General features: G+C 70.2%; 28 protein-coding genes and 2 pseudogenes. 17 read left to right on the top strand and 13 right to left on the bottom strand.

What is annotated here, in order from left to right:
- Positions 1–136: 136 nt before the first annotated feature.
- The 3 genes from DRB89_RS14760 to DRB89_RS14750 all read left to right on the top strand — a co-directional run bounded on the left by DRB89_RS14760 (position 137) and on the right by DRB89_RS14750 (position 2,363).
- Entirely contained in the window at positions 137–1,573 is a 1,437-nt protein-coding gene (locus DRB89_RS14760; RefSeq protein WP_112448935.1) for a peptidase C39 family protein, read from the top strand.
- Positions 1,574–1,664: 91 nt separating this feature from the next.
- A complete protein-coding gene (locus DRB89_RS14755) occupies positions 1,665–2,087 on the top strand; it encodes an SPW repeat protein (protein ID WP_112448936.1) in 423 nt (140 codons plus the stop codon).
- Positions 2,088–2,204: 117 nt separating this feature from the next.
- Positions 2,205–2,363, top strand: a complete 159-nt coding sequence (locus DRB89_RS14750; protein ID WP_112448937.1) for an SCO1431 family membrane protein — start codon at positions 2,205–2,207, stop codon at positions 2,361–2,363.
- Here the strand turns inward: DRB89_RS14750 and DRB89_RS14745 are convergent.
- The 3 genes from DRB89_RS14745 to DRB89_RS14735 are packed head-to-tail and all read right to left on the bottom strand — an operon-like array spanning position 2,338 to position 5,014.
- Positions 2,338–3,282, bottom strand: coding sequence for a hypothetical protein (locus DRB89_RS14745; protein ID WP_204357728.1), 945 nt, complete (start codon positions 3,280–3,282; stop codon positions 2,338–2,340). The genes DRB89_RS14750 and DRB89_RS14745 overlap by 26 nt on opposite strands.
- Positions 3,279–4,328 (bottom strand): DUF6114 domain-containing protein, encoded by a 1,050-nt coding sequence (locus DRB89_RS14740; protein ID WP_239516146.1) that lies wholly within the window; start codon positions 4,326–4,328, stop codon positions 3,279–3,281. The genes DRB89_RS14745 and DRB89_RS14740 overlap by 4 nt, the downstream gene beginning before the upstream one ends.
- The gene (locus tag DRB89_RS14735) at positions 4,319–5,014 is read right to left on the bottom strand and encodes a DUF6230 family protein (RefSeq protein WP_343234518.1); all 696 of its coding nucleotides are present in this window, start codon (positions 5,012–5,014) and stop codon (positions 4,319–4,321) included. Before DRB89_RS14735 ends, DRB89_RS14740 begins: the two co-directional genes overlap by 10 nt.
- A 100-nt stretch (positions 5,015–5,114) precedes the next feature.
- Here DRB89_RS14735 and DRB89_RS14730 point away from each other — a divergent pair, with 100 nt between their 5' ends.
- Together DRB89_RS14730 and DRB89_RS14725 are read left to right on the top strand one after the other, a co-directional pair.
- The gene (locus DRB89_RS14730) at positions 5,115–5,726 is read left to right on the top strand and encodes a TetR/AcrR family transcriptional regulator (protein WP_239516145.1); all 612 of its coding nucleotides are present in this window, start codon (positions 5,115–5,117) and stop codon (positions 5,724–5,726) included.
- Positions 5,727–5,870: 144 nt separating this feature from the next.
- On the top strand, positions 5,871–7,043 hold the full coding sequence (locus DRB89_RS14725) for an acyl-CoA dehydrogenase family protein (RefSeq protein ID WP_112448939.1): 1,173 nt from the start codon (positions 5,871–5,873) through the stop codon (positions 7,041–7,043).
- A 261-nt stretch (positions 7,044–7,304) separates the two neighbouring features.
- Here the strand turns inward: DRB89_RS14725 and DRB89_RS14720 are convergent, their stop codons facing one another.
- The gene (locus DRB89_RS14720) at positions 7,305–7,529 is read right to left on the bottom strand and encodes a hypothetical protein (RefSeq protein ID WP_112448940.1); all 225 of its coding nucleotides are present in this window, start codon (positions 7,527–7,529) and stop codon (positions 7,305–7,307) included.
- A gap of 131 nt (positions 7,530–7,660) precedes the next feature.
- On the opposite strand from DRB89_RS14720, the gene DRB89_RS43730 reads away from it, so the two are divergent.
- Positions 7,661–8,242 carry a MarR family transcriptional regulator gene (locus DRB89_RS43730; RefSeq protein ID WP_204357653.1) on the top strand — a complete coding sequence of 194 codons (582 nt, stop codon included), beginning with the start codon at positions 7,661–7,663 and terminating at the stop codon, positions 8,240–8,242.
- 314 nt (positions 8,243–8,556) lie between these two features.
- On the opposite strand, the gene DRB89_RS44515 is transcribed toward DRB89_RS43730, so the two are convergent.
- Both DRB89_RS44515 and DRB89_RS44510 read right to left on the bottom strand, forming a co-directional pair.
- Positions 8,557–8,832 (bottom strand): hypothetical protein, encoded by a 276-nt coding sequence (locus DRB89_RS44515; RefSeq protein WP_239516144.1) that lies wholly within the window; start codon positions 8,830–8,832, stop codon positions 8,557–8,559.
- 11 nt (positions 8,833–8,843) lie between these two features.
- Positions 8,844–9,116 (bottom strand): hypothetical protein, encoded by a 273-nt coding sequence (locus tag DRB89_RS44510; protein ID WP_239516143.1) that lies wholly within the window; start codon positions 9,114–9,116, stop codon positions 8,844–8,846.
- A gap of 332 nt (positions 9,117–9,448) precedes the next feature.
- Here DRB89_RS44510 and DRB89_RS14705 point away from each other — a divergent pair, with 332 nt between their 5' ends.
- The 3 genes and pseudogenes from DRB89_RS14705 to DRB89_RS14690 form a co-directional block, all read left to right on the top strand.
- Positions 9,449–10,243 carry a hypothetical protein gene (locus DRB89_RS14705; RefSeq protein ID WP_112447396.1) on the top strand — a complete coding sequence of 265 codons (795 nt, stop codon included), beginning with the start codon at positions 9,449–9,451 and terminating at the stop codon, positions 10,241–10,243.
- A gap of 436 nt (positions 10,244–10,679) precedes the next feature.
- The gene (locus DRB89_RS14700) at positions 10,680–11,165 is read left to right on the top strand and encodes a hypothetical protein (protein ID WP_112447394.1); all 486 of its coding nucleotides are present in this window, start codon (positions 10,680–10,682) and stop codon (positions 11,163–11,165) included.
- A 482-nt stretch (positions 11,166–11,647) separates the two neighbouring features.
- Positions 11,648–12,013, top strand: a pseudogene (locus DRB89_RS14690) (tyrosine-type recombinase/integrase); the annotation flags it as partial.
- 370 nt (positions 12,014–12,383) lie between these two features.
- Here DRB89_RS14690 and DRB89_RS14685 read toward each other — a convergent pair.
- The gene (locus DRB89_RS14685; RefSeq protein WP_112447390.1) at positions 12,384–12,854 is read right to left on the bottom strand and encodes a hypothetical protein; all 471 of its coding nucleotides are present in this window, start codon (positions 12,852–12,854) and stop codon (positions 12,384–12,386) included.
- A gap of 86 nt (positions 12,855–12,940) precedes the next feature.
- Positions 12,941–13,123, bottom strand: a complete 183-nt coding sequence (locus tag DRB89_RS42920) for a hypothetical protein (protein WP_162688586.1) — start codon at positions 13,121–13,123, stop codon at positions 12,941–12,943.
- A gap of 1,986 nt (positions 13,124–15,109) precedes the next feature.
- Between DRB89_RS42920 and DRB89_RS14670 the strand changes: the two genes are divergently transcribed.
- Both DRB89_RS14670 and DRB89_RS14665 read left to right on the top strand, forming a co-directional pair.
- Complete coding sequence (locus DRB89_RS14670) at positions 15,110–15,562, top strand: hypothetical protein (RefSeq protein WP_112447386.1); 453 nt, start codon at positions 15,110–15,112, stop codon at positions 15,560–15,562.
- Between the two features lie 392 nt (positions 15,563–15,954).
- A complete protein-coding gene (locus DRB89_RS14665) occupies positions 15,955–16,476 on the top strand; it encodes a hypothetical protein (RefSeq protein ID WP_162688585.1) in 522 nt (173 codons plus the stop codon).
- Positions 16,477–16,707: 231 nt separating this feature from the next.
- Here the strand turns inward: DRB89_RS14665 and DRB89_RS44505 are convergent.
- Positions 16,708–16,882: pseudogene (locus DRB89_RS44505) on the bottom strand (IS110 family transposase); the annotation flags it as partial.
- Positions 16,883–16,981: 99 nt separating this feature from the next.
- Here DRB89_RS44505 and DRB89_RS14655 point away from each other — a divergent pair.
- The gene (locus DRB89_RS14655; RefSeq protein WP_112447382.1) at positions 16,982–17,254 is read left to right on the top strand and encodes a hypothetical protein; all 273 of its coding nucleotides are present in this window, start codon (positions 16,982–16,984) and stop codon (positions 17,252–17,254) included.
- Between the two features lie 414 nt (positions 17,255–17,668).
- Here DRB89_RS14655 and DRB89_RS14650 read toward each other — a convergent pair whose 3' ends face one another.
- Complete coding sequence (locus DRB89_RS14650; protein WP_112447381.1) at positions 17,669–17,992, bottom strand: hypothetical protein; 324 nt, start codon at positions 17,990–17,992, stop codon at positions 17,669–17,671.
- Positions 17,993–18,144: 152 nt separating this feature from the next.
- Positions 18,145–18,270, bottom strand: a complete 126-nt coding sequence (locus DRB89_RS45965; RefSeq protein ID WP_275431883.1) for a hypothetical protein — start codon at positions 18,268–18,270, stop codon at positions 18,145–18,147.
- 285 nt (positions 18,271–18,555) lie between these two features.
- Here DRB89_RS45965 and DRB89_RS14645 point away from each other — a divergent pair, with 285 nt between their 5' ends.
- Positions 18,556–19,605, top strand: a complete 1,050-nt coding sequence (locus DRB89_RS14645) for an amidinotransferase (RefSeq protein ID WP_162688584.1) — start codon at positions 18,556–18,558, stop codon at positions 19,603–19,605.
- Positions 19,606–19,761: 156 nt separating this feature from the next.
- Here the strand turns inward: DRB89_RS14645 and DRB89_RS14640 are convergent, their stop codons facing one another.
- Positions 19,762–21,474, bottom strand: a complete 1,713-nt coding sequence (locus DRB89_RS14640; protein WP_162688583.1) for a hypothetical protein — start codon at positions 21,472–21,474, stop codon at positions 19,762–19,764.
- Positions 21,475–21,796: 322 nt separating this feature from the next.
- Between DRB89_RS14640 and DRB89_RS14635 the strand changes: the two genes are divergently transcribed.
- From DRB89_RS14635 to DRB89_RS14630, 3 genes are all read left to right on the top strand, one after another.
- Positions 21,797–22,150 carry a PRC-barrel domain-containing protein gene (locus DRB89_RS14635; RefSeq protein ID WP_112453240.1) on the top strand — a complete coding sequence of 118 codons (354 nt, stop codon included), beginning with the start codon at positions 21,797–21,799 and terminating at the stop codon, positions 22,148–22,150.
- Between the two features lie 29 nt (positions 22,151–22,179).
- Positions 22,180–22,347, top strand: a complete 168-nt coding sequence (locus DRB89_RS42915) for a hypothetical protein (protein WP_162688401.1) — start codon at positions 22,180–22,182, stop codon at positions 22,345–22,347.
- Between the two features lie 145 nt (positions 22,348–22,492).
- Positions 22,493–22,681 carry a DUF6381 family protein gene (locus DRB89_RS14630; RefSeq protein ID WP_112447375.1) on the top strand — a complete coding sequence of 63 codons (189 nt, stop codon included), beginning with the start codon at positions 22,493–22,495 and terminating at the stop codon, positions 22,679–22,681.
- 179 nt (positions 22,682–22,860) lie between these two features.
- Here DRB89_RS14630 and DRB89_RS42910 read toward each other — a convergent pair whose 3' ends face one another.
- On the bottom strand, positions 22,861–23,016 hold the full coding sequence (locus DRB89_RS42910) for a DUF6131 family protein (RefSeq protein ID WP_239516787.1): 156 nt from the start codon (positions 23,014–23,016) through the stop codon (positions 22,861–22,863).
- 242 nt (positions 23,017–23,258) lie between these two features.
- On the opposite strand from DRB89_RS42910, the gene DRB89_RS14625 reads away from it, so the two are divergent.
- Positions 23,259–23,801: a GNAT family N-acetyltransferase gene (locus tag DRB89_RS14625; RefSeq protein WP_162688582.1), complete on the top strand. Its 543-nt coding sequence runs from the start codon at positions 23,259–23,261 to the stop codon at positions 23,799–23,801.
- Positions 23,802–23,804 lie beyond the last annotated feature (3 nt).

Genomic DNA, 23,804 nt, shown 5'->3' with positions numbered 1-23,804 from the left:
TCTCACGTATGCCGGGTTCTCGCGTGCACCGGGGTCCCGCGTCACCCCGACACGTGCCCCCGGCTTCGCCGCCCGGCGGGCGGGAACTGGAAGGGTGGAGCAGTCGACACCGCACCGACCCCTGGGGGCCACGCCGATGACCGCAGCCACACCACGCCGGGCCCTGCTGGCCGTAGCCCTCGCGGCGGCCGCCGCGGCCACCGTCCCCGGCGGCCGGGCCTCCGCGGCCGGGGCCGGACCGGAGCCCGCGACCCCGGCCGGACCGGCCCCCGTCCCGGCTCCCGTCCCCGCTCCCGGACCGGCACCCGCCGCCAACGCCCCCGCCGGGGCCGCCACCCGCAAGACCGTGGACAACCGGTTCTGGCACTCCCACGCCCACTGGAGCGCCGGCACCCACCAGGGCACCACCGCCATCGCGGGCGCCCGCCCCGGCCTGGAGATCAAGACCGCGGTCGGCCGCACCGAGTACGCCGACCCGCACACCGGGAAGAAGAGCACCTGGGAGTACGCCGTCTGGACCTCGCCGGTGCACGCCTCCACCGTGCCCGCCACCGAGGCCATCGCCTCCTGGAACGCCCGTACGCCGGCCGGCACCTGGATCCAGACCGAGCTGCGCGGCACCTACACCGACGGCACCGCCACCCCCTGGTACGTGATGGGCCGCTGGGCCTCGGGCGACGGGGACATCCGCCGCACCTCCGTGGACGGCCAGACCGACGGCAAGTCCACCGTCTGGACCGACACCCTGGCCGTGGACGCCCCCCCGAGCGGGCTGCGGATCAAGGACTGGCGGCTGCGCCTGACCCTCCACCGCAAGCCCGGCGCCGTCCGCGGACCGACGGTGTGGCTCGCGGGCGCCATGGCCTCCGACGTTCCGGACCGCTTCACCGTCCCGGCCTCCGTCCCCTCCGGCGGTGCCCACGAGCTGAAGGTGCCGAGGTACTCGCAGGAGACGCACGCGGGCCAGTACCCCGAGTACGACAACGGCGGCGAGGCCTGGTGCAGCCCCACCTCCTCGCAGATGATCATCGAATTCTGGGGCCGCAGGGCCAGCGCCAAGTCCCTGACCTGGGTCAAGAAGGGCTACGCCGACCCGCAGGTCTGCCATGCCGCCCGCTCCACCTACGACGCCGCGTACAAGGGCTGCGGCAACTGGCCCTTCAACGCCGCCTACGCCGCCACCTACCGGCAGCTGGCCGGGGTCGTCACCCGGCTGGGCTCGCTGTCCGACCTGGAGGCCCTGGTCCGGGCCGGCGTCCCGGTCATCACCTCGCAGTCCTTCACCGACCGGGAGCTCACGGGCGCGGGCTACGGCACGGCCGGCCACCTGATGACCGTCATCGGCTTCACGGCGACCGGCGACGTGATCGCCAACGACCCGAACTCGGCCGACAACCCGGCCGTGCGCCGCGTCTACCGGCGGCGGGAGTTCGAGAACAACTGGCTGCGGACCAAGCGCCTCAACGCGGCGGGCAAGACCGTCTCCGGCACCGGCGGCATCTGCTACCTCTACGGACCGGTCCGGCCGAGCGCCGCCCAGATCCTCGTGCTGCGGGCGGTCGGGGTGCTGTGAAACTTCCCGTTGACCCGAAGGCATGACAAGCGGACCATATGGGAATAAAGGGCACATAAAGGCTTCGCGCTTCAGTAGGAGGCGGCCCACCATGACCACCCACAGCATCGAACACCACCCCGACCTCGCCGAGATGCGCACCCGGTTCGAGCGGGTCACCAGCACGCCGGCCGCCCAGGCCGTCGAGGCGATGGCCCTCCTCACGGGCCTCTACATCGCCGCTTCGCCGTGGATCGCCGGATTCAGCGGGCTCAGCGCGCTGGCGATCAACAACCTGATCGCCGGCCTGGCGTACTGCCTGTGCATGAGCGGGCTCGGCTCCGCTTACGAGCGCACCCACGCCATGGCCTGGACGGCGGTCGGTCTCGCGGCGTGGACGATCGTCGCGCCCTGGGTCATCGCCGGCAGCGTCGACACGACGCGCACGGTGATGAGCAACGTGATCGCCGGGGCCGTCGCCCTCTGCCTCGCCCTGGCCATGTCGGCCATGGCGGGCCGGGAACGCGCCACCTGATCCGGCGCACGCGCCCCTCACGCCCCGGCCCGCATCCACGGACCGGGGCGTGAGACATGCCACGGCGTGACCATCGTCTCTACCGCGAAGGCCGCCCCCGCTGTCACATTGGGAGGCATGACCGCACACAGCGCCGCCCTGACCTCCCGAGCCCGTGACCTGGTCCGCACCGGCGGACCCGACGACGGCTCCTCCTCCTGGACGGAGCACGTGCTCGGCTGGATCCTGGTCGTCGTCGTGGCCATGTTCGTCACCCAGGTGGGCTGGTTCTTCTAGTCCCCGCCGCTTCTTCCCGCTCCCCGGGCTCCCGCGGCTCCACCCGCCAGTGCCCGTCCGGAATCCCCACCAGCGCGTACAGCTTCCGCACCGGCGAGCTCCGGGGCAGCAGCACCACCCCGGCGAGCACGGCGAACACCCCGGCGCCGAGCCACCAGCCCAGCAGCCGCACCAGTACGCTCGCGCCCAGCGCCCCCGCGAACGGCAGCGCGTGGACCCCCGCTCCGGCGATCGCCACCGCGACCACCCGGGGCACCTTGAGGTCCGCCGCCGCCCCGGGCAGCCGCCAGCCCTCCACCAGCCAGCCGATCTCCATCAGCAGCATCGTGCCGATCACGGCCGTGCCGAAGACCAGCAGGGCCAGGAAGGTCCCCGAGGTCGCGAAGGCGAGGCAGTGGTTGAGGACCGACCCGCCGCCGGCGCCGTCCGCGCCGTCCGCGGACCAGCCGGCGAAGGCCCGCGGATCGGCGCTCAGCAGCCGCTGGTACCCCGTGCCGTCCCACCCGTGGATCAGGGTGAAGAACAGCAGGAAGTACCCGGCCACCGCCTGGAGGTACCCCCAGTACCCGGCGCCGACCAGGACGAACAGCCGCGCCGCCAGGAAGCCGAGCAGCGCGCCGGCCACCGGCGAGGCCGCCTGGAGGAGGGCGAAGCCGGCCCATACGCCGTCGTGCCCGTGCGCCGCGTGCATGGTGGACCAGGCAGGGTTCTGCCACATCAGGTACACCCCGGTCGGCGCGGGCAGCAGAGCCGCGTAGAGCAGGGTGAGCGCCAGGTACGGATGGGCCGCGCGGCTCCTCGTACGGACCCCCTCGCCCCGGACCGACCGCTCCCACCACTGCAACTGGCGCCCGGCCGCCACCGCGAGGGTGGCGCCGATGCCGTACGCCCACAGCGGCGCGGCCTGGACGGGGATCACGAGGCCTCCAGCCGCAGGCCGTCGGTCTCGATCACGTCCGAGGTGACGAGCGCCTGCTCCGCGCTGACCCGGGTCATGAAGACGAACGGCGGGATGATCGGGGGAGCCGGCAGTCCGTCCGGGCTGAAGGTGACGCACAGCAGCCCCTCGATGCAGCCGCTGAACCTCGTCAGGTACAGGGTGACGTCGCCGCGCAGGTCGAGCCTCCGGGCGGCCAGCCCGTACTCGTCCCGGCCGTCCCGGGTGCGCAGCCGGTAGTCGGTGAGGGTGGCCGCGCGCATCCGCAGCACCAGCACCTTCAGCGGGCCGTCCGCCGTGGGCACGTGCGTGACGCCCGCGAAGGTGAAGCCCTGCGGGGCGAAGAGCGAGGTGGTCACGGTCGGGGGCGTGCGCGCGGCCGTCGGCGCTGTCGGCGCCGCGGGAGCCTCCGGGGACGCGGGCGCCGCGGGAGCTGCCCGGGCCGCGAGTGCGGCCGGGGCCGCCCGGGCCGTCCCGGCCGCCTCCGCCCGCGGGGCGCCCGCCCCCGCCGCCAGCGAGGCGAGCAGTACCACCGGCAGCGCGGCGGCCAGGGTGCGCGGCCCGCTGCCGTCCAGGCTCGGGAGGTACGGGGCGCCCTCCTCGGCCGCCTCCGGATCGGGCAGCGGGGTCCAGCCGAAGGCCAGCGCGCTGCCGGCGATGCCGAGCAGCATGCCCAGCAGGAAGCCGCCGAGGTTGGTCGCGACGAAGGACAGCACCGAGAGCAGCAGTGCGTGGATCGAGACGTAGGCCCGGGCCTGCGGCAGCAGCCACAGGAACACTCCCGCCGCGATCAGCGCGATGCCGATCCCGATCGCGGCGATCCCGCCGAGGCCCAGGCTGACCAGCACGGTGAGCGGCGAGAGCGGGACCAGCAGGAGCTCGGTCCCGCCCAGGATCACCAGCAGCCCGCCCCAGAAGGGTCGGGTGCGGCGCCAGGCGCGCAGCCGCAGCCGGGGGCCGGGCAGCGGGAGCCGCCGTTCCAGCCACCCGCTCCCCGGGCCGACGGGTCCGCGCGGACCTAGAAGCACTTGCCGCCGCCCAGGCTGACGTTCAGCTTCAGGCCCTTGAGGTGGAAGTTGCCGCCGGTCGCCGACCAGGCGTGCGACTTCACGTCCACGACCTCGATGTTCCCGGCCTGGAGGCCGAACTTGCCGGCCTCGCCCGTGACCCCGCTGACCTGGTCCAGGGTGGAGGCGTCGCGGCCGATCTGGGCCGTCCCGAAGACGGCGTCGCCGGCCAGGTCCTCGCCGTCGATGACCAGGCTGCTGGCGGTGACCTCGCCGGCCGGGCCGCCGGCGGTCAGTTTGAAGACCACCTTGCCCACCGGGGTGTCCACCTCGGCGGCCTGGCAGATGTCCGTGAGGGTGGCATCGCCGATGCCGAGCAGCGCCACCGGGTGCCCCTTGCCGTCGACGGAGCGGTCCGTCTGCACGTAGGAGGCCAGGCCCTTGCTGCTCAGCTTGGAGGAGGAGACCTGGAAAGTGGTCCCCGAGACGGCGAAGGAGGCGGCGAGCGCGCCCTGTGCCATGACCATGGCCATCGCCCCGACCGCGACGATCGCGGGCATCGCGACGGCGGCCGTCTTCTTCCAATTGACCCGGCCCTCGGCCGTGTTGGTCCTCGTGCTCGTCTTGCCGTTGCCCATGAGGTGTTCCTCCCGTACGTCGTCCGTGCGCAGGGGGAGTGCAAGGGGGAGTGCGCGCAGGTCTGCCATACTTCGGGCATCCTGTGGCAGTTCGAGGCTAGGGCTGAATTTGAATAATAGTCAACAGCGCGGAACGAGCGGGCGTTCGCAGGTTCGGCGGGCCGAACTGATGGCGATCGGGCGCAAGTTGTTCGCCGACACCTCGTATGACGCGCTCTCGATGGACGACATCGCCAAGCACGCGGGCGTCGCCAAGGGGCTCATCTACTACTATTTCAAGAGCAAGCGCGGCTACTACCTGGCCATCGTCGAGGACTCGGTGGCCGAGCTCGTCGCCCGCGCCGCCGCCGAGGACCGGGTGCCGGCCGCCGAGCGCGTGCGCACCACGATCGACGGCTACCTGTACTACGCCGAGCACCACCAGGCCGCCTACCGCACCATCGTCACCGGAGGCGTCGGCTCCGACTCCGAGGTCCTCGCCATCCGCGACGCCGTGCGCGAGGAGCTCGTCGCGACCATCGCGGAAGGCGCGTACGGCCACCGGTCCGTCCCCCCGCTGGCCCGGCTCGCGCTGGTCGGCTGGCTTTCGGGGGTCGAGGGCAGCACGCTCGAGTGGATCGGCACGCCGGAGGCCGCCGGCCGGCCCGGCCGGGCCGAGGTCGGCGCCCTGCTGGTGCGGACGCTGCGCGCGACACTGACGGTGATCGAGGAGTTCGTCCCCGGGTGCCCGGCCCCGCCCGTCCCCGAGGGCGATCCCGTACCCGTGACGGGAAGCCCCTGATCGGGCATACTCAACCGCCGCAGCCCCTTGAACTGGACCTTCCCGCGATCCGGGAGGGCACCATCGGCTGTGAGCCCCGAGACCCGGCGACGCGTACCACCCTCACGCGCCGCCCCGTGCTTGACGAGTGAGGAGAGCGCCGCCATGACCGACCGCGCGCAGCAGCCAGTGGAACGCCAGCTGCCCACCGAGGAGTCCCGCGACCTGCTCGCACTCGTCCGCGAGATCGCGCAGCGCGAGATCCGGCCCCGGGCCGCCGAGGAGGAGGACGCCGGCCGCTTCCCCCGGGAGGTCTTCGGGCTGCTCTCCGAGTCCGGTCTGCTCGGCCTGCCGTACGCCGGCGAGTTCGGCGGCGGAGACCAGCCGTACGAGGTCTACCTCCAGGTGCTGGAGGAGCTGGCCGCGGCCCGCCTGACCGTGGGGCTCGGCGTCAGCGTGCACTCGCTGGCCTGCCACGGCCTGGCCGGCTACGGGACCAAGGAGCAGCAGGGCGCCCACCTGCCCGGGATGCTCGGCGGCGGCCTGCTCGGCGCGTACTGCCTCTCGGAGCCCGGCGCCGGTTCGGACGCGGCCTCGCTGACCACCAAGGCGGTCCGGGACGGCGACGACTGGATCATCGACGGCACCAAGGCCTGGATCACCCACGGCGGGGTCGCCGACTTCTACACCGTCCTGGCCCGCACGGGCGTGGACGGCCCGAAGGGCATCACGGCCTTCCTGGTTCCGGGCGACGTGGCGGGCCTGACCGCAGCCGTCCCCGAGAAGAAGATGGGCATGAAGGGCTCGCCCACCGCCCAGCTGCACTTCGACGGCGTACGGGTCCCCGACACGCGCCGCATCGGCGAGGAGGGCCAGGGCTTCACGATCGCCCTGGCGGCCCTGGACGCGGGCCGCCTCGGCATCGCGGCCTGCGCGATCGGCGTGGCCCAGGCCGCCCTGGACGAGGCCCTGGTCTACGCACTGGACCGCAAGCAGTTCGGCCACCCCATCGCGGACTTCCAGGGCCTGCGGTTCATGCTGGCCGACATGGCGACGAAGATCGAGGCGGGCCGCGCGCTGTACCTGGCGGCGGCACGGCTGCGGGACGCGGGCAAGCCGTTCTCCCGGCAGGCAGCGATGGCGAAGCTCTTCTGCACCGACGCGGCGATGGCCGTCACCACGGACGCGGTGCAGGTGCTGGGCGGCTACGGCTACACGGCGGACTTCCCCGTCGAGCGGCTGATGCGCGAGGCGAAGGTCCTCCAGATCGTGGAGGGCACGAACCAGATCCAGCGCATGGTGATCGCCCGCCACCTGGCGGGCCCGGAATCCCGCTAGTGCTGTGACCGGAAAGGTTCACCGGGTCGCGGCGCCCGGCACGGCACCTCGCCGCGTTGTCGGACCACCGAAGTACGTCCAGTACGAGCGGCGGCCCTCCGCCTTGCGAGGCACCGCACCGAACACCGCGACCCGGCAAACCTTCCCGGCCACAGCACTAGGCGACTTCCGCGCCGCCTGCGGCCGGACTGCTCGGGCTCCGATCGGGGCGGCCCTCAGGCGGCGCGGAAGTCGCCGAGGTGCGGCCCGCCCGCCGGTCGGTCAGCCGCCGAAGAGGGGGCCGCTCGGCCAGATGGGCGAGGAGGCGATCTTGGACCACTCCGGATCGCGCAACCCGGGCACGGTCCGGCCGTCCTGCTCCCAGCGGGCGAGCAGCGCGCTGTAGATGGGCGGGTCGGGGGTGAGCTGAACCGATTCTTCGTGCCCTGGTGCCGGTGCCCGCCGGCGGCGCCCCACCCTCGGCGCGGAAGTCTCCATCGTGGTCATGCCGGGCCAACGCGCCACCGGACCCACGGGTAACCCCGCCCATCCGTTCGACCCTTCAGCAGCGCCCCGCCCCCGGCCGGGCCGAGCAGCACGGCTCAGTCCGCCCGGCCGCCCGCCCGGCGGACTGAGCCGTGCCGGTCGCCGCCGCCGCCGCGCCCGCCGCCGTCCGGGCGAGCCGCCCGGCGGGTCTGTTCCGCCTCGCCGACCTGCTGGCACAGGCCGTGGAGGAACACACCCGCCCGGTGTGCCGCCGGTACGGACTGGGGCGTACGGGGCTGCGCGTGCTGACCGAGCTCCGGTACGCGGGCGCCCCGTACACCCTGGCCGCCGGCGAGCTCGCCCGGGCCGTGGGGGTCACCTCGGGGGCGCTGACCGGCTGCCTGGACCGGCTGGAGGAGGCGGCGCTCGCGACCCGGCTGCCGGTCCCGGGCGACCGGCGCCGCCTCGCGGTCCGGCTCACCGCGCAGGGCGTCCGCACCGCCGGCCTGATCCTGGCCGACCTGGACCGCGTCCAACGCGAGGCCCTGCCCCCGTCCGACCCGCGGGCGGACCTCCTCGTCGCCCTGCTGGACACCCTGACGGACGCCCTCCCCCGGATCAGCGACCGCGTACGACCGGCACGGGCCCGGGAACGACCGAGCGCCCCGCCCGGATACCCGGACGGGGCGCTCAGCAGCAGGTCAGAGGATCTCTCCTCGACCCCGGAGCAGTAGGCCATGTCGGACTCGAACCGACAACCAACGGATTAAAAGTCCAGGCAAGATCGTGCCGGACCATCCCGCTCGGTCCGCCGAGATCCGGCAATGCCTGGTCAGAGACCTGCACCGTGCCGCTTGATCCGCTCCAGACCAGGCCGTGCCAGCACATCCGCTCACGCATCGCTCACGCATTCGGCGACGCTGACCAGGCCTCTTCCCGTTCGCTTGCACGCAGGGCGGTGTCTGACAGGTCCGGCGCGTGGGAGGACGGCGTCGGTGATCACGAGAACGCGAGGCACCCGGCGAGGGTCAGGAGAGGCTCGTCGCAGTCAGTCGTGACGGGCCAGCTTGACCGCGGAGACGAGCAGAATCACGGCCAGCAGGGGGATGAGGACCAGGTCCGGGAACACGCCGAGCAGTAGCCCGTCCAGAACGGCGCCGGCGATCGAGCCTGCGGCCATGACCGCGATGAAGCGGAGGTTGGCGCCGAGGACGGCGAAGCTTCCGTCGCGGCTGTAGCGACCGAAGGCCACCAGCATGGTTGGCAGGGAGACCAGAAGGGAGAGGCTTCCGGCGGTTTTGATGTCCTCCCCGAACAGCAGCACGATCGTCGGGATCAGACCGGCCAGCGTGCGGCCACGTCGGCGGCCGGGACCGCGGCCAGCCGGGCGGGCAACGCGACCAGGACCACGACCAGGCTCATCGCCTTGTTCAAGATGACCGCAGAGAGCGCCGCGAACCCGAAGAGGCCGATCAGCAGCGGCAGGCGGAACTCCGCGCCGCCCAGACCGATCATCCCGCCCAGAACGCCGATGGCAGCTCCCGTACCGAAGACGACGGGCGCCGATCGCGTCGAGCCGTGGGAGGCAGGGTTCTGGTCTGTGCGCATGACGGGCATCCTCGCTGGTCACGAACCCGCCCTCTACGGACCGACCCCACCTTCGGGGAAAGCCACCGGATGCCCGCCCAGGACTTGTCAGGATCTCTGAGCACCGGATTCGACCCGGCCCCTCTGACCCTGCCCGGCAGGCCTGGTGCTGTCGGAACTCACCAACAAGGCCAGGACCACTTGCCGCTATCCGGCTTCACCCCAGTCGCCATGTCCAGAAGCTGCTTGGCGCTGCTGCATCCGGATCTTGTCATCCGTTGCAGCCGCGCGGCATCCCCGATCAGGCCCCGCAGCCGAGCAGCCTGTAACCCAGCCTCAGGAGGTGGGATCGAATGGACGCTGAGCCGCCAACGCAAGACGAGAATCCGGTGCCCGGGCCGGATCCTTCCCAGCCCTTCGTGAGAAGGTTTCTGGCCGCGGCCAAGCACTGGCAGACGCTGCTGGCCGCTCTCATCGCCGGGGCGGTCGCGCTCACCGTCTTCGTTCTCGGCCCCGGGGATGAGGGGAACGGTCCCGACAGGAGTGGGAAGGTCACCCCTCCCGTCGTCTCGGAAACACCAGATCTCCTGCGGGTCGAGCCTCCTTCCCCTTCCAAGGGGGCTGAGGTCGCGTTCACAGGCTCGTCGCAGCGGCCTGCCCCCAGGTATTCCGGGGACCCCGCGGTGCGGGTGAGGTTCATCGGAGGGAAGTACACCAACCTGCCCAACGGAGACGTCCGGCCCTGCGGCCGAGCCGGCCCCCTCAAGGGGGAGCCTGCCCCCAGCGGCAAGGAGATGTGGGCGGTCGCGTACGCCGACGTGGACACGGCGAAGCACACCTGGGACCTCAACATGCTCGTCGCCAAGCCAGTTGCCTTGCTCGGCGCTCAGGCAGGAATCTGTTCCGACAGCACCATCGAACCCACCTGCACCAGCGAGAGTCCCTGCTCCCTCCCGTACACCAAATCGGACGATCCACACGCGCAGCCGGAGAAGGACGGATTCACGCCCACCACCGACGTCGTGCCGGTGAGCGGCTCCGTTCCCGGCCTTCCCTCATCCGTTGGACGCCCCACCGAACTTCTGCCAGGGCAACCCCGCGAAAGTGGGTCGGCAGCCGCCACGGCAGCCCCGCCGGATGGCGGCTGAGAACCGACTCTTCGCCCCTGGCTCTCCGAGACCTCCCGCGGCCAGCTGTTGGTCGGTCGCGAGGGAAAACGCGAACGGGGTGGTGCCGCGGAAGCCGGACGTGTCCTGCTGGGGTGGGGTGGCCGCCGCTCCTGAGCTGGCTGTCCGGTGTCATCGATTGCTTGAGCGTGGGCCATCGACCGCTGATGGATGCGAGTTGGTGCCATCGAAGGTTAAGCGTGCAGGTCAGAGACGCGGGCGGGCGCGTTCCGATCGCCGGGCCCCCCAGATAGGGCCGGAACTGACCTGCTGAGGTAGAGCCACGGCTTTCTCGCCCATAGAGCCAGAAGGGTGAACCCGGCGGACGCCTCCGAATGGGCACACCTCTCCGAGGCTGTTGATCGTTTGCTGCTGGCCGTCTCGTCTAGCAATGACGACCCTTCTCTCAGGAGTGCCTGTGATCCCTGTTCGTTCGGTTCTGTCTCTCGGCGTTGCCGCCGCCGCTGTCCTGGCCCTTGCCTCGCCCGCCGGCGCTGTCGATGACGTCACCTACCGGTTCAAGGACAAAGTCAGCGGCCAGTGCGTCGCCCTCGCGCCCTTCGGCGGCGCGGTCGCACTGGAAGACTGCGTGACTGCCGACACCCGGGGGCAGTGGACCGTCTCCAACCAGAACGACGAGGACGAGACGGTTCAGCTCATCACTCGGGCACGCGGCGACGGCTCCTTGTGTCTGGGCACGCCCCGCCGTGGTGGGAACGAGGCGCGGATCAACCAGTGCACAGACGACACGACCCGGTGGAACATCTATGAGGTGTCCAGCAGCGAGGGAACCGGACTGTCTCTGGTCCACGCGACGCTCTACACCGCCTTGAGTTCCCAGGGCGAGGGATTGGGCGTCGGCGCGGGCCGAATCCTCCTCCTCGACCTGGAAAAGGTCCAGTAGCAACCACGAAGCCGTAAGCGCCCCGCTTCTCCCGCGAGAGCACATCAGCTCTCCGGGGGCGACGGGCCGCGTTTCGCCGCCGAACCTTCGATGGCACAAGCTCAAGGTTCGATGACACAGGACACTGGCCGACCGAGCCCTTCTCGGGCCGCCTGCCCGGCCTATTCGTACGTCGGTTCGATGTAGGCCTTGGTCCGGTCGGGTGGCGGAGGACGCCCGGGCCGTGTTGTGGGTGGTGTCGGCGTGCGGATCGGGGTGGGATGGGTCTGCCCCAGGGTCGCGGCCGTACCGAGCGACGGCCGCAGCAGGCCGTCTCCTTGCCGTGGAAGATGTCACGTCGCCCGGGGGCCGGGAGACGGCCCTGCGGGCGCGGGGCCTTCTTCCCCGACCGGCGGGAGCCGATACGTGCTGGAACGCAAGCTGCGCAAGGGCCGTACCGAGGTCACGTTCCTTCTTCCCGCCGATACACCGCCCGGGCCGGGCACCGGATGATGCAGAGCGTCCAGCGCGACCGCGCGGGGGAGAAGTGGACGGAGAGCGGGCACATCTTCACGACGCGTACAGGCCGCCCGGTGGAGCCGCGCAACGTCTACCGGTCCTTCACCCGTGTCGCTCAGGGCGCCGGCCTCCGGGTGATCCGGCTGCACGACGCCCGCCACGGCTGCGCGACGCTGCTGACCGCCGCCGGGGTCGCGCCCCGCGTCGTCATGGAGATCCTCGGGCACAGCCAGATCAGCATCACCATGGACGTCTACACGCACGTGGTCCAGGACACCCAGCGCGAAGCGATCACCCACATGGACCGCCTGCTCAAGAGGCGCCCGGCCGACAGTGACCGCCCCCGTTGATGTCAGGCGTAGATGCCAAAGACCCCCAGTCATGATCGACTGGGGGTCCTTGCCTTGTGCCCTCGGCAGGATTCGAACCTGCGACACCCGCTTTAGGAGTGGGATCGAATCCGTGCCGGGCGGGTCCAAGCCATGCTGCGTGGTGCTGCGGGTGACGACTGGTGCAGACCCGTCCGCTCACGCATCGCGCACGCATGGGGCCCCAGTGATTCCAGGCGACTGCGACGGCTGCTACCGGCGCCCGTGCACGCAGAAAGTGCCTTCCGCCTGGAACAACAGAACCCCTCGAAAAGGCCCATCGTTCCTGTTCGGAAGGCACTTTCATGTCTACGCCACAGCGGTCGCCCTCACCGCAGGGGAGGCAGCGAGGCTAGTGCTGGACCGCGACCAGGCGGCTGCAGACGATCGCCACGTCGTAGGTGTGCGCAGCCATGTCCCTGTTGACGACTGTGGTCTCCCAGGACTCACTGACGCCCTTGATGGACTTCTGCAGGATCAGCTGCGGGATGCTGAGGGCGACGCCGCCGCTGTCGATGAGCCAGCCCGAGTCACAGGCGACGCTGCCGTTGTGCGTCTGGCCGCCCGGGACGGTGAAGGTCTTCTCGATGGTGCGGGACTGGAGCTCGTAGCTGATGCGGCCCTTGGAGTCGTGGCAGTAGCCGGAACCGGAGCGCTTGTCGTCGTCACAGTCGTCGCCCTTCGAGTGGCTCGGGGGGTCGGCCGCCACGACGGGCTCCACCGCGGCGTAGGCCGGGGCGGCGAGACCCGTGAGGGCGAAGGCCAGGGAGGCCGCCAGCCCGGAGACGAGTGCGGCAGGGCGGGAGATGCGGTAGACGTTCAACTTCGCTCCTTGTGTCTGGGGTGTTGGGCGACCGGGGATGCGGCGGCCCGGAAGTCCTCGGGGACGGGTGCCCTCGGGGACGCGTGTCAGAGGCTCTTGTGGTCCGGCTTCTTGTGGTCGAGCTTCGCGCAGTGCGCGTGAACCTCCGCGACCCAGGTGCCGGACGTGGGGTTCTCGGTTCTGGCGTCGTTGGTCACCGCCGCGACCCAGTTCTGGGCGTCGCCCGAGTTGTCCCACAGGACCCTGAGGTCGGGGCTCCGGAGCGTCACGCCGCCTCCCGTGACGAAGTACCCACGGGGGCAGACGGCCTCCAGGATCGTCGTGCTGCCGGGGCGCAGGCTTTCGCTGACGGTGACGACCCGCCGCACCTCGAGTTCGGCGTGACCCTTATGCCCCGGCTCGCCCTTGTGGCCCCGCGGGCCCCTGTCACCCTTGGGCCCGGGAGGCCCCGGCTGTCCGTGGCCGGAATGTGTGGTGGGACCAGGGGGACCCGCCGGGCCTGCGGGGCCGGCCTGCCCCGCAGGTCCCGCCGGGCCTCCCTGTCCGGCCGGGCCGGCCGGACCCTGGCTGCCGGTGTCGCCCTTCGGCCCCCGCGGGCCGGTGTCACCTTGCTTACCAGGGTGGCCCTGCGGGCCGCGCGGGCCTGGCCGCCCTTCCTTGCAGTCCTTGCGATTGTCCTTGCGACCGCGCGTGCGCGGGTCGTCTTCCCTCTCCCGTTCGCACGGCGCCAGTTGGAGGTCCTTCGCCTGATGCGACGGAGCCTTCACCCGGTACCCGGCGGCCGAAGCGGCCATGGCCGGAGCGCTTCCCGCCCCCAGAGCCAGCGATGCCAGAGCCGCGCACACCAGCCACGCGCCGCCCGAGCGCACCCTCGCCTTATGACGAGCATCCATCTACACCGCTCCTTGTCGAGTCAGGACCTCACTGGAGATCCGAATGTCATCTATCTACGCAAAACCGACATCGCGCAATCAGGTACAGGCTCCGATTCACCCCCCGCCCCAGCAGTCCCCGCGTCACCAACGGCCACACCGTCGCGAGCCCTAGGCGAGATGGCCGCCGGGCAGGAGAGGTGGCCGGGGCGGCAATTGGCGCCCCGGCACCCCTCTGGGTCGGCGAACTCCACATACGCCGCATCCTCGAGCCGCTCGCCGGCATCTGCTCTGTTCGCGCCGGTCACTCCTTAGTGACCTAACGCCCTGTCGCCGCGGGCCCGGTCCGGTCGGGTGCGGGGCGCACGGCCCCGGTGCGCGCTACGTTCAGGGTCTGCATGAGCGGGATGAACATCGGGCTGTCTCCGCGCTGACCGGGCGAGTCCAGCCGGACCAGGGGGCGGCCACGGTCGTCGGCCTGCAGCTGGACCCTGCTGGTCAGCCTGCCCCTGGAACGTCCCAGGGCCTAAGGCCCTCTGGGGCCACACGTGCGCCGCCCCCTTTTCGGTGTGGTCGCCCGGGGACGGTGCCGGGCTCCGGCCGCGTGTTGGTTGGACCGGCAGGTGGTGGAGTGGCGTTGACCGCCCACGAGCCGTCCATGTCCGGCGCGGTGGCGTCGGCACCAGCCTGCGGGGCACGCAGGATCTTCGATCAGGTGCCGTATGCCGACCAGCGGTGGTGGCGTTCGTACACGGTCTGTCAGGATCCGTAGCGTTTGGGCAGGTCACGCCAGGGAGTCCCGGTCCGAGTGGGATCGAATCCGTGCGGACGTTCTGGACCGTGCCGCGTGACGAATGGTGCCGCCTCGTCCGCTCGCGCACGCATCCGACCGTTCTGGCCTGGGCTCTCGTGCCCACCGACGCCGACGTCAGTAGCCGTTCGGCCGGCCCTCTCCCGCACCGTCTCCCTGTCCTCGGGCGACGTGACTGAGGCTTCGAGGGACAAGGAGACGGCTGGGTGTGCCCGCCGTTCCGGAACGCCGCGTCCTGGCGGGCACTTACATCTGACACCCTCCGGGCTGTCACGCCATTCACCACGCGGTGTGAGTGTCGTATGTACGCCCGCTCGGACGATGCAAGCACCGTAGGTCTGTCCCGTCACCGCCACCAGAGCCGCAGACCGCAGCGGGACAGAGGTCGCTTTTGATCTGCTCGGGCGACCTTCAGCGTCCGACCGAGTGCGGTCGTGGTGCGGCCGTAGGGCTGAGTGCGACCCGGCCGGTGGGTGACCGTGCGGCGTGGAGAGGTGAGGACCGTCCTGCGTGGCGAGGAGAGTGGTGCGGGGTCGCCGCAGGCCCGAACCCATGAGACGGGAGAGCCGCCGATGATCAACGACAGCTTGCAGGGCGAGGAGCTCGCCGAGATGCTGACGAGGGGTATGCGCAACGACCATGTGAAGGCGGCGATCCGGCTCCTTGGGGCTGATCGCGACGGCTACTGGTTGCGTCGTCTGCTGGACGACGAGGAACTCAACGCCGCGTCCGATGTCCCGCTCATCGACCGGAGCGGACGACCTCCTCTGGTGGAGTGGGACGCGCTCGAACGTCTCCTCGCGAGGAACCCCGGCGTGTTCGCCGGCAGCGACACTGCTGTGCTGACGGTGGCCCTGTCGCTCGTCGGACCCTGGAAGCGTTCCTCGACGTCGATGCCGCGTGACGGAGTGGTCCGTAGAGGCTTTGGTGACGCAAGCCTGCCCCAACCTCCGGCCCCGGGCAAGGGACGACAGCGCAACCCCAAGCGGTATACCGGTCCCGGCCTGCCCTTGTCTGGTCGGTGATGAGAGGGGGATCTCTCCCCGTTCGGGTACCCAAGCCCGCAAGCGGCGCCTGAGCCATCACTCATGCCCGGCAGGTGTCCAGAACCCCGGCGGCCGGCTGTCACGCAGACCCCCAGTTCGCCGCGGCCATCGTCGTTCGGCGCAGCCTCGCCCCCAACTGACAGTTGTCAGGCTGACCGGATCGCGGTCGGATAGCGCAGTACCCAACGAGCCCTGCCTCCTCCGTGTGCACGGAAGAGGCAGGGTTCCTGCCTTTCTCCCCCGGAATTCCGCCGCGGGGCGGGCGAATCCTGCTCTCGAAGAGTGACGATTCATCACATTCTGTGTATATCCGGAGCGTGGCGGGGATGTTCGGTCGGGACAGCAGGCCTGCACTCTCGGAGAGGAATGACATGAAGAAGCTCGCTTGGGCTGCACGGGGGATTTCGGCGGTTTCAGGGGCCCTGCTCCTCGGAGCGCTCATGGTGCCGTCGGCAGCCGCCAGCGGAGTCATGAACCCCGACCCCCAGCACAAGAAGTCCGAGCAGTCCGAGGATGGCCAGAAGGATGAGCACAAAAAGAAGTGCTCCACGGGGCGCGACATCAGCACCGCCGCGCCGGACTACGTCGGCTTTCCCGTCGGGACGATCTTCCGGGTAGCGACCGACCGGGAAGGACACGCCTTCCTCAACGACAGCCGGAACCCGGGCGTGTGGATCAACCTCGGGACCCTCGCCAACGCGCCGAAGTGCGTCACGGACACTGCCGTATCGGTCACCGAAGGCAACCCCGGATACCTCTACGTCAGCCTGCTGGCCAAGGACGGGGTGGTCCACCAGGCCCGCTGCGGCACTTCGTCCACGCCGTTCACCCCGGTGAACCTGCCGACCGTGTGCGGCACCGGCTTCGCGGCCGTCCAGGACACCCCCGTATAGGCGGATCGCGGCGGTACGAAGAAGCGACACGGCTGGTCGCGACGGGTAGATCCCGGTGCAGGGCCCGGTTGACGGCTTCCTCGATCTCGCTTGGTGCGGTGACGCAGGTAGCCGGGCAAGAGCATGTATGGGCCCCGCCGACCGTCAGGTCGGCGGGGCCCATTGATCGCGTGTCCTTGCCATTGGCACGCGAGCGATGCAGTGGGTCACGCCTTCACGCCGTACGCCGCCGGCGCCGGGGAAGTACTCGCGCAGGTGAGGGGAGCCTGTCGCCGGCCTGGGCGCGGCCCCAGACCGCGTCTTGCTGGGCCCCGGCGACGACAGCGACAGCCCGGGCTGGCTCGCTGTCCGCGGGAAGCGCGGGATGGGCGGCGGCGTCGGTCCGCAGGATGCTCGCGAGCGCTAGGCCGCCGCCGAGCCGGTGCCCCGTCGCCGGGGCGGCGGCCATGGTGGGCTGTGTGGGTCATCAGCCGTCACGAGCGAGGGCATTGATCGTTGCCCCGGCATGACTGACTTCATGGTGCAGATTCCGGCTGACTGGTTGGCCCGGGTGTTCCTCTCACTGCGGCGTAGCACGTCGGACGACGCACACACCCTGGCGGCAGAACTTCAGCCGTTCACGGAGAAGCCGGGCCAGCGGGTCCCCGTACCCAGAACCACGATCCTGCGCACCGAGCTCGCACTGCGCGGCGAAATGCGGCAGGTGAACGAGGACGAGCGGCGCCAAAGGCTCACCGAGGAAGCCGCGTACCTGATCAGCGCCCGCTTGGGGCAGTAGGAGCTGCAGGCGCCGCACGGGCGTAGGCCGCGCTGCCCGTCCACCTCACCACCCGCCGTTCGCTATGGCCGCGCAGGCGGAGTTCCGTCGGATGGACCTGCTCAGGCGCCGGCCGGCTGGATGCCGACGGCACCCCCACCGCATGTTGGTGTCAGGCGGACAGCGGCTCAGTGACGGGTCATCGGCCGCAGGGCCTCGGGCCGCATGACGATGCCTTCCTGTCGACCTGGAGGACGAGCATGGTGGACGCGGTCCCCGGCATTCGGCGTCGTGGCCCGGGACAGCCTCGTCTTCTACTGGCAGCACGTGCATCTCCTGCCCGCACAACTCTGCGAGCACGAGCGTTGTCGCCCGGCCTGGCGAGCAGGACAGGGCGTGCCGCGCCGAGGGCCCCGGCGCGGCCTGCGGGAGATCTCAGTTCGCCGTGGCGTTCTGCCAGACGACCCGCCCGTTGATCTGCACCGTACCGGTCAGGTCTTCGGGAAGGGCGGCGGTGATCGTGCCCTCGGACTTCTCGCCGGCCCCCAGCGTCTCCCATCGGCTCTTGACGACCTCGCCGACAACCTCGGACGGCCCGGTCAGGCGGTCGAACACCACCGTCGGCGTCACACGGTGCGTGAGCACCACCTTGGTGACCGGCTCGGAGCCGTTGTTGACGATGACCCAGTGCCAGGTGACGACGTCCCCCTCCTCGGAGATCTCGGGGGCTTCATAGGCGAACTCGACTACCTCGGCCATGACGATGCCTTCCCACAGGGGTGCGCGGACCGCGCACGTAACCCGGTGATCGTCCTCGGACCGGCCGACGACATGTGGCCGCTTCGCCGATCTTCACCCTCAGGAGCGGTGATCGTTCCACGCCCGCCCGCGGTCAGCGATCACGCGCGTGGTCACCGTGGCGCCCTGTGGCCGATGCCGTCGAACGTCTGCCACAGCAGCTCGTCCAGCAGCGCGCCGGTCGGGGCGAGCGACCGGTGAGGTTCCAGCCGCCTGGCCATCGGGCGGGCTCGGCCCATCGGTGTGATCGACGCGAGTCCCTCGGAGAGTCTGACCTGTACATCGGCAGGTCGAGTTTCAGGCTCAGACACTTCGCCGAGCAGCCCGCTTCGCGTATGGGGGCCTCGCTGTGGGCTGTCGGGCAAACACGGCATCCCCGATTCGAGTGGACTCCCAGCGAAGGGATCACCTTGCCCACTGCTGGCGGCTAATGATGTCCAGGGTGCCTCACCGGCTGATCGATGGGGCGTCCGGACGGCACCGCTGTGGGGGCAGCGGTGCCCTGGCCGCCCGGGAGAGCCGACATGATCGTGGTGGACGCGTGCGACGAGTGGAGTCCGCTACGCGAGGTGGTGGTCGGCACGGCGTACGGGGCGATGTTCCCCGCCGAGGACCCCCGCATGATCGAGGCGACCATGCCCCGCGAGCACTGGGCGGAGTTCCGGCCCGGCCACCCCTTCCCGTCCTGGATCGTGGAAGCCGCGGAGCAGGAGCTGCAAGCCCTTGCGGAATTGCTGGAGAGCCTGGGCTCAGTGGTGCACCGGCCGCGGCGCGTGCCCTGGTCGGGCCTGGGCGGCTACTGCGCCGCCATGCCGCGCGACTCGCTGCTCGTCCTGGGCAACCGTGTCGTCGAGGCGCCGATGGCCTGGCGCAGCCGCCGCCACGAACTGCTCGCCTACTGGCCGCTCCTTCAACAATTCCGCCAATCGGGTGCGCACTGGCTGCCGTCGGCGGTGGACCTGGCCGTCGACCCCCTCACCAGTGGGCCGTCCCGCTCGGGCCAATGGGTGATCGGAGAGGGCCGACCAGCCTGGGACGCCGCCGATTTCCTGCGCCTGGGGCCTCGTACCCTCGTGGGCCAGCTCAGCCACGTCACCAACCGCTCGGGCATCGCGCACCTGCGCACCCAGCTCGGCCCCGACACCCGCGTCCATCTGATCCAGCCCGATGACCCGCACGCCATGCACATCGACGCGACGCTATGCCCACTGCGCGAGGGGCTGGCCCTGTACAACCCGGAGCGGCTCGATCCCGCCCAACTTGCCGGCTCCCCGATGGAGGGCTGGGAGCTAGTCCCCGCCCCGGTCCCCGAGCTCCGCGACAGTCCCCCGCTCTACATGACCAGCCCCTGGGTCAACATGAACCTGCTCGTGGTCGACCACCAGCACGTCCTCACCGAGGCCCGGGACGAAAAGCTTCAGGCACTGCTCGTCTCCTACGGCATGACCCCGCTGCCGTTGCCCTTCCGCAACGTCCAGGCGCTGGGAGGCTCCTTCCACTGCGCCACCCTCGACCTGCGCAGGGACCGCCGCCGCACCGAAACCCGCGGCAGCGCCGGCGCAACCGGCGGCTAGAACCGTCCGAACGATCAGATCGCCGGGAACGGGAGCAGACCCATGCGACCCTGACCGCGATTGCATCATTGTTCCGGAACGGCCGCTGGCCCCTTCTTGTGAAGGGGCCAGCGGTGGTGCGTTCCGGTCCCGGCCTCGTGACGATGATGTCGGCTGCTACTTGGCGGTGATGGACACCGAGTGGTGTTCCATGTCGACGTTGGAGTAGTAGTGCGGCTGGTCGACGGAGTGGGGGAAGTAGTAGCCGCCGGTTCGGTGGGTCTTGGCGATGGTGACCTGGTAGTCGCCGGGCTCGACCTCCCAGGTGACCTCGACCATGACCTGGCCGTCGATGATCTCCGCGGTGAAGTGGTGGTCGGTGACCAGCCAGGAGCCCCGGGTCAGCTTGATCTTCCCGGAGACGTGCCCGCCGTCGCGGGTGGTGATCCCGAACCAGTCCGACACCTTGAACACGTCCGCGTGCCACCACGCCTTGATGTGGGTGGCGCCAGCCGGGTTCCGGTGGAGCTGTGCGTTGATGGAGTGGTTGACCTTGGCGTAGTGGCCGTTGCCGTAGTCGGTGCGGCCATGGGTCACCCGGCTGCCTGAGACGAGGGCGCCGACGGGCTGCGGCGGCGGCGGGGGCGGCGGGATGTAGGACTCGACACCGGAGTAGACGAGCAGGAGCCGGCCCGAGTCCGGGTCGCCGGGCTCCTTGTAGGCGACCACGGTCGGAGGTTGGTTGGCGTGCACGGGGAGCATGACTTCACCGGACCAGGCGGTGCCGTCGTAGGTCTGGTAGCCGACACGGTGAGTGGTCACCTGCACTGTGTCCTTGGCCGTGCCCTCCTCCAGGCCGTCCAGGATGTCCAGGAGCGTCTCCGACGTCCCGTCTGCCGTGCGGATGTTCTCGGCCACGTCATAGACGACGTCGGGGTTGGTCGCTTTGGCCTTGACCAGTTCCTCGTAGGTCAGCGCGAAGCGGTCCTGGGAGCCTTCGATGGGGAGCACCAGGTATCCGAGCCCCAGGCGCGCGACCTCCTGGTCGAAGTACTGCGCCGTCGGGATCTCCTGGACATCGGCGACGTTGTACGCGGTGTGGATCTTCCCGTCGTAGACGGTGCTGTCCGCCCCGTACTGCTGCGTGCCGGTGCGCGGGCTGTCCGGCTGGGCCTGCCAGGCGCTCCCGTCGTAGGCGAGGTGGATCAGCCGGTCCTTGTGGGTGTAGATCAGGTGCAGCTTCCCGCCGTAGGAGACCAGCGACAGCCGCCGGTACGGGCCTACGGGCAGCTTGACGTCCGCGACGTGCAGGAGCTGGTTCTTGTCGTCCAGGACCCGCAGAATCGCCTTACGGCCGCTGGCCCGGTAGGTCACCAGGTGCAGCTTGCCGTCGTGGACGGCAACCGCGGGCACGCAGTCGCTGTACGTCCTCTGGCTGGAGATGTATCCGCCGGGCTCGTCCTGGATCTTGTCGGTCGACATCGCCCATTTCCCCGCGGGATCCATCACGGCGTGCAGGACCTCGTCGGCGCTACGGCCCACCACGGAGAAGACGTGCAGGTGGCCGTTGTGGGAGGCGATGGCGGGCGCGGAGCGGGTGTACCCCTTGGGCAGACGACCTGCTTCCTTCCACCCCTCACCAGGCGTGTACACGCGCGCCTCAAGGCTCGTGCCCTGGACGTTGGCGTACACCAGGAACACCTTGCCGTCGTACAAGGTCACCCGCGGGAGAAGACCGCCCCACTCCTCCCGAAACAGCTCGTACTTCTGCCAGCCACCAACGACCGCCTGGTCCGACTCCTTCGCCTCCGGCGCCGTACTCCCGGGCGCGATCGGCTTGTCCGGCCGGGCCACGAACGTCGTCTGCCAAATACCCTGGCGCTCCGCCACGTTGCTCCCCTTATTCACTGCAACGAAGGCGACTACGCTCCGAAGCCGCCCACCGTAACGCTATGGAATCATGTATTGGACGGAGAGTGACTATCAAGCCGATACGGGAGCTCCCTTGGCGTGAATCCCTTTTGCCGTCGCTCGAACGAGTGAATGCCCGCGCCCGTCCTTCGTCGGGCTCGGCCCAGAGGCCGCCCGAGGGCATTTCCGCCCTCGGGCGGATTCGTGCGGCTGGGGCAGTCACTCGCTGGTGTCCTCGGTCAGGCGGGGGCAAGCTGAGAGGTACACGGGTCGGTCTGTGGTCGCCGAAGGGGACAGCAGGATGATCCAGGCAGCGGATGTCCGCGAGTGGCTTGGTAACGACGTGGTCGACTCGGGCTGGCACAGGATCGGCGCGCTGGAGACCATCTACGTGGACACGAGCACGGACGAGCCGGCCATGGCTACCGTGCTAGTGGGGCTGCCCACCCGCCACAGGCTGGTCTTCGTTCCTCTGGACGGTGCGATCGTCGGGCCGGGCTACGTCAAGGTCGATGACAAGGCCCTGGTGATGAAGTCACCTTCGATCGGTACGGACGATGTTCTGCCGGCCGAGGATGAGGAAGTCGTCTTCCAGCGCTACGGCCTCACCTATCGGCCCGGCGCGGGCGGCGAACGGCAGCTGGCCCGCCGCTGACCGCCCGTACCCGAGGAGGTGTCCGCGTCGTGAAGGTCTTCTTGATCCTGGTCATCGTGGCGATGGTGCTGGGCATCATCGGCGCCGCCGTCGAAGGGCTGCTCTACCTGCTGGTCATCGGCATCCTCGTCTTCGTGGCGGCCCTGGTGTACCTGGGCACCCACCGACGGCGCCCTGTCCGCCGCCACCTCCGCTGAGAGGGGCGGAGGTGCGTCGGGCTGGTGACCTCCTGCACGTGGCCTGTGCTGCGGGGATAGCGGTGGGTGACCGTTCGGGATGCGCGGGAGCGGAGGCACTGTTTCGCTGGTGGCATCCGCTCTCCCCCAGATCCCAGGAGTGATCATGAGCGTTGCAGGTGAGTCCGGCAGCCGCGCCCAGCAGATGCGTGACCAGGCGCAGAAGTTCGAGAAGGCCGCGGAGCGTGCCACCGACCCGGCGGAGCGCCAGCGGCTGAAGGACAAGGCCCGCCGGATCTTGGACCAGAGCAAGAAGGAGAGCGAGCGGGGCAGCGAGGGCATCGACCCCATGTGACGGCCCAGTACGTACACTGGCCGGTGGCTGCCCGCGCGATCTTCTAAACGTGAGGGTGACACCGGCCAGTGTTGTGCGCGTCCGGAAGCTCGGCAGGATGCGGCGCGGCGGCCGTCCTGTACGCGTCCTCGGCCTCGGGCCGTGTGGGACGGGCGGACTCCCGTGCGAGGTCAGGGGGGCTACCAGTAGTGCCGCCGTCCGCCGACCTTGTGTCCGACGGATCCCAGGATCCACAGAATGACGCCGACGACGACCAAGATGATCCCGATGGTCGACAGGATGGCGAAGCCGACCACATAGCCGATGACCAGCAGGATGATGCCGAGGACGATCATGATGTCCTTCGATCTCACGGAATGAGGCAAGGCCCCTGTTTCCAGGGTAGATCCGGCCTTCGCTGGCGGCTTCCCGGAGAGCGCAGTCCTGGCGTGGCGGCTCGCAGATCGGCGCCGCTCGCCTCGCTCGACGAGCGTCCCGGTGGCGGTTGGCGCAAGCTGAGGTTGGCAGGCGCCCGCCCCATGTGGATGAAGCGTCCAGGTCAGAGCCGCTTCAGCGGATCGGTTTGGAGGCCGACGCCGTGACTGAACCCGTGAAGGCTGCGAAATGGGCGCCGTCTGGCGAGGCAGCGATCCGGCCGTTTACTGAGGAAGATTCGGTGCAGGAGCTGACCTGTCTGCTCCACCGGGCGTATGCCGATCATGCTGCCGCCGGACGGGTCTTCTTCGCCTCGTACCAGTCTCCGCAGGACACGGCTCACCGGCTGCGGAGTGGCGAGTGCTGGCTGGCGCTTCGGGGGAACTCGCTGGTGGGCACGGTCACCGTTGCGGCTCCGTACGTAGCCCCGGATGGGTACCCCGCGCCGTCTGGCGCGGGGTCTTTCTGGCAGCTTGCGGTGGATCCGTCTCAGTGGGGGACTGGACTGGGGCAGCGGCTTCTGTGGGTTGCTGAAGAGCGGGTCGCAGCGCGCGGCGCCTTGCAGGTCGTCATCGACACGTCGTCCCAGGCGACTGAGCTCGTCGGCTGGTACCGCCGGCGGGGCTATGTGCCCGTGGGTACCTGGCGGTGGGATGTGACCAACTACGACAGCGTGGTCCTCGTGAAGGACCTGCCGACGGGCTGATTG

This window comes from Streptomyces sp. ICC4, assembly GCF_003287915.1.
Lineage (GTDB): Bacteria > Actinomycetota > Actinomycetes > Streptomycetales > Streptomycetaceae > Streptomyces > Streptomyces tritrimontium.
The sequence above is the reverse complement of the archived record's forward strand: the minus strand, read 5'-3'. Positions and strand labels throughout refer to the sequence as shown.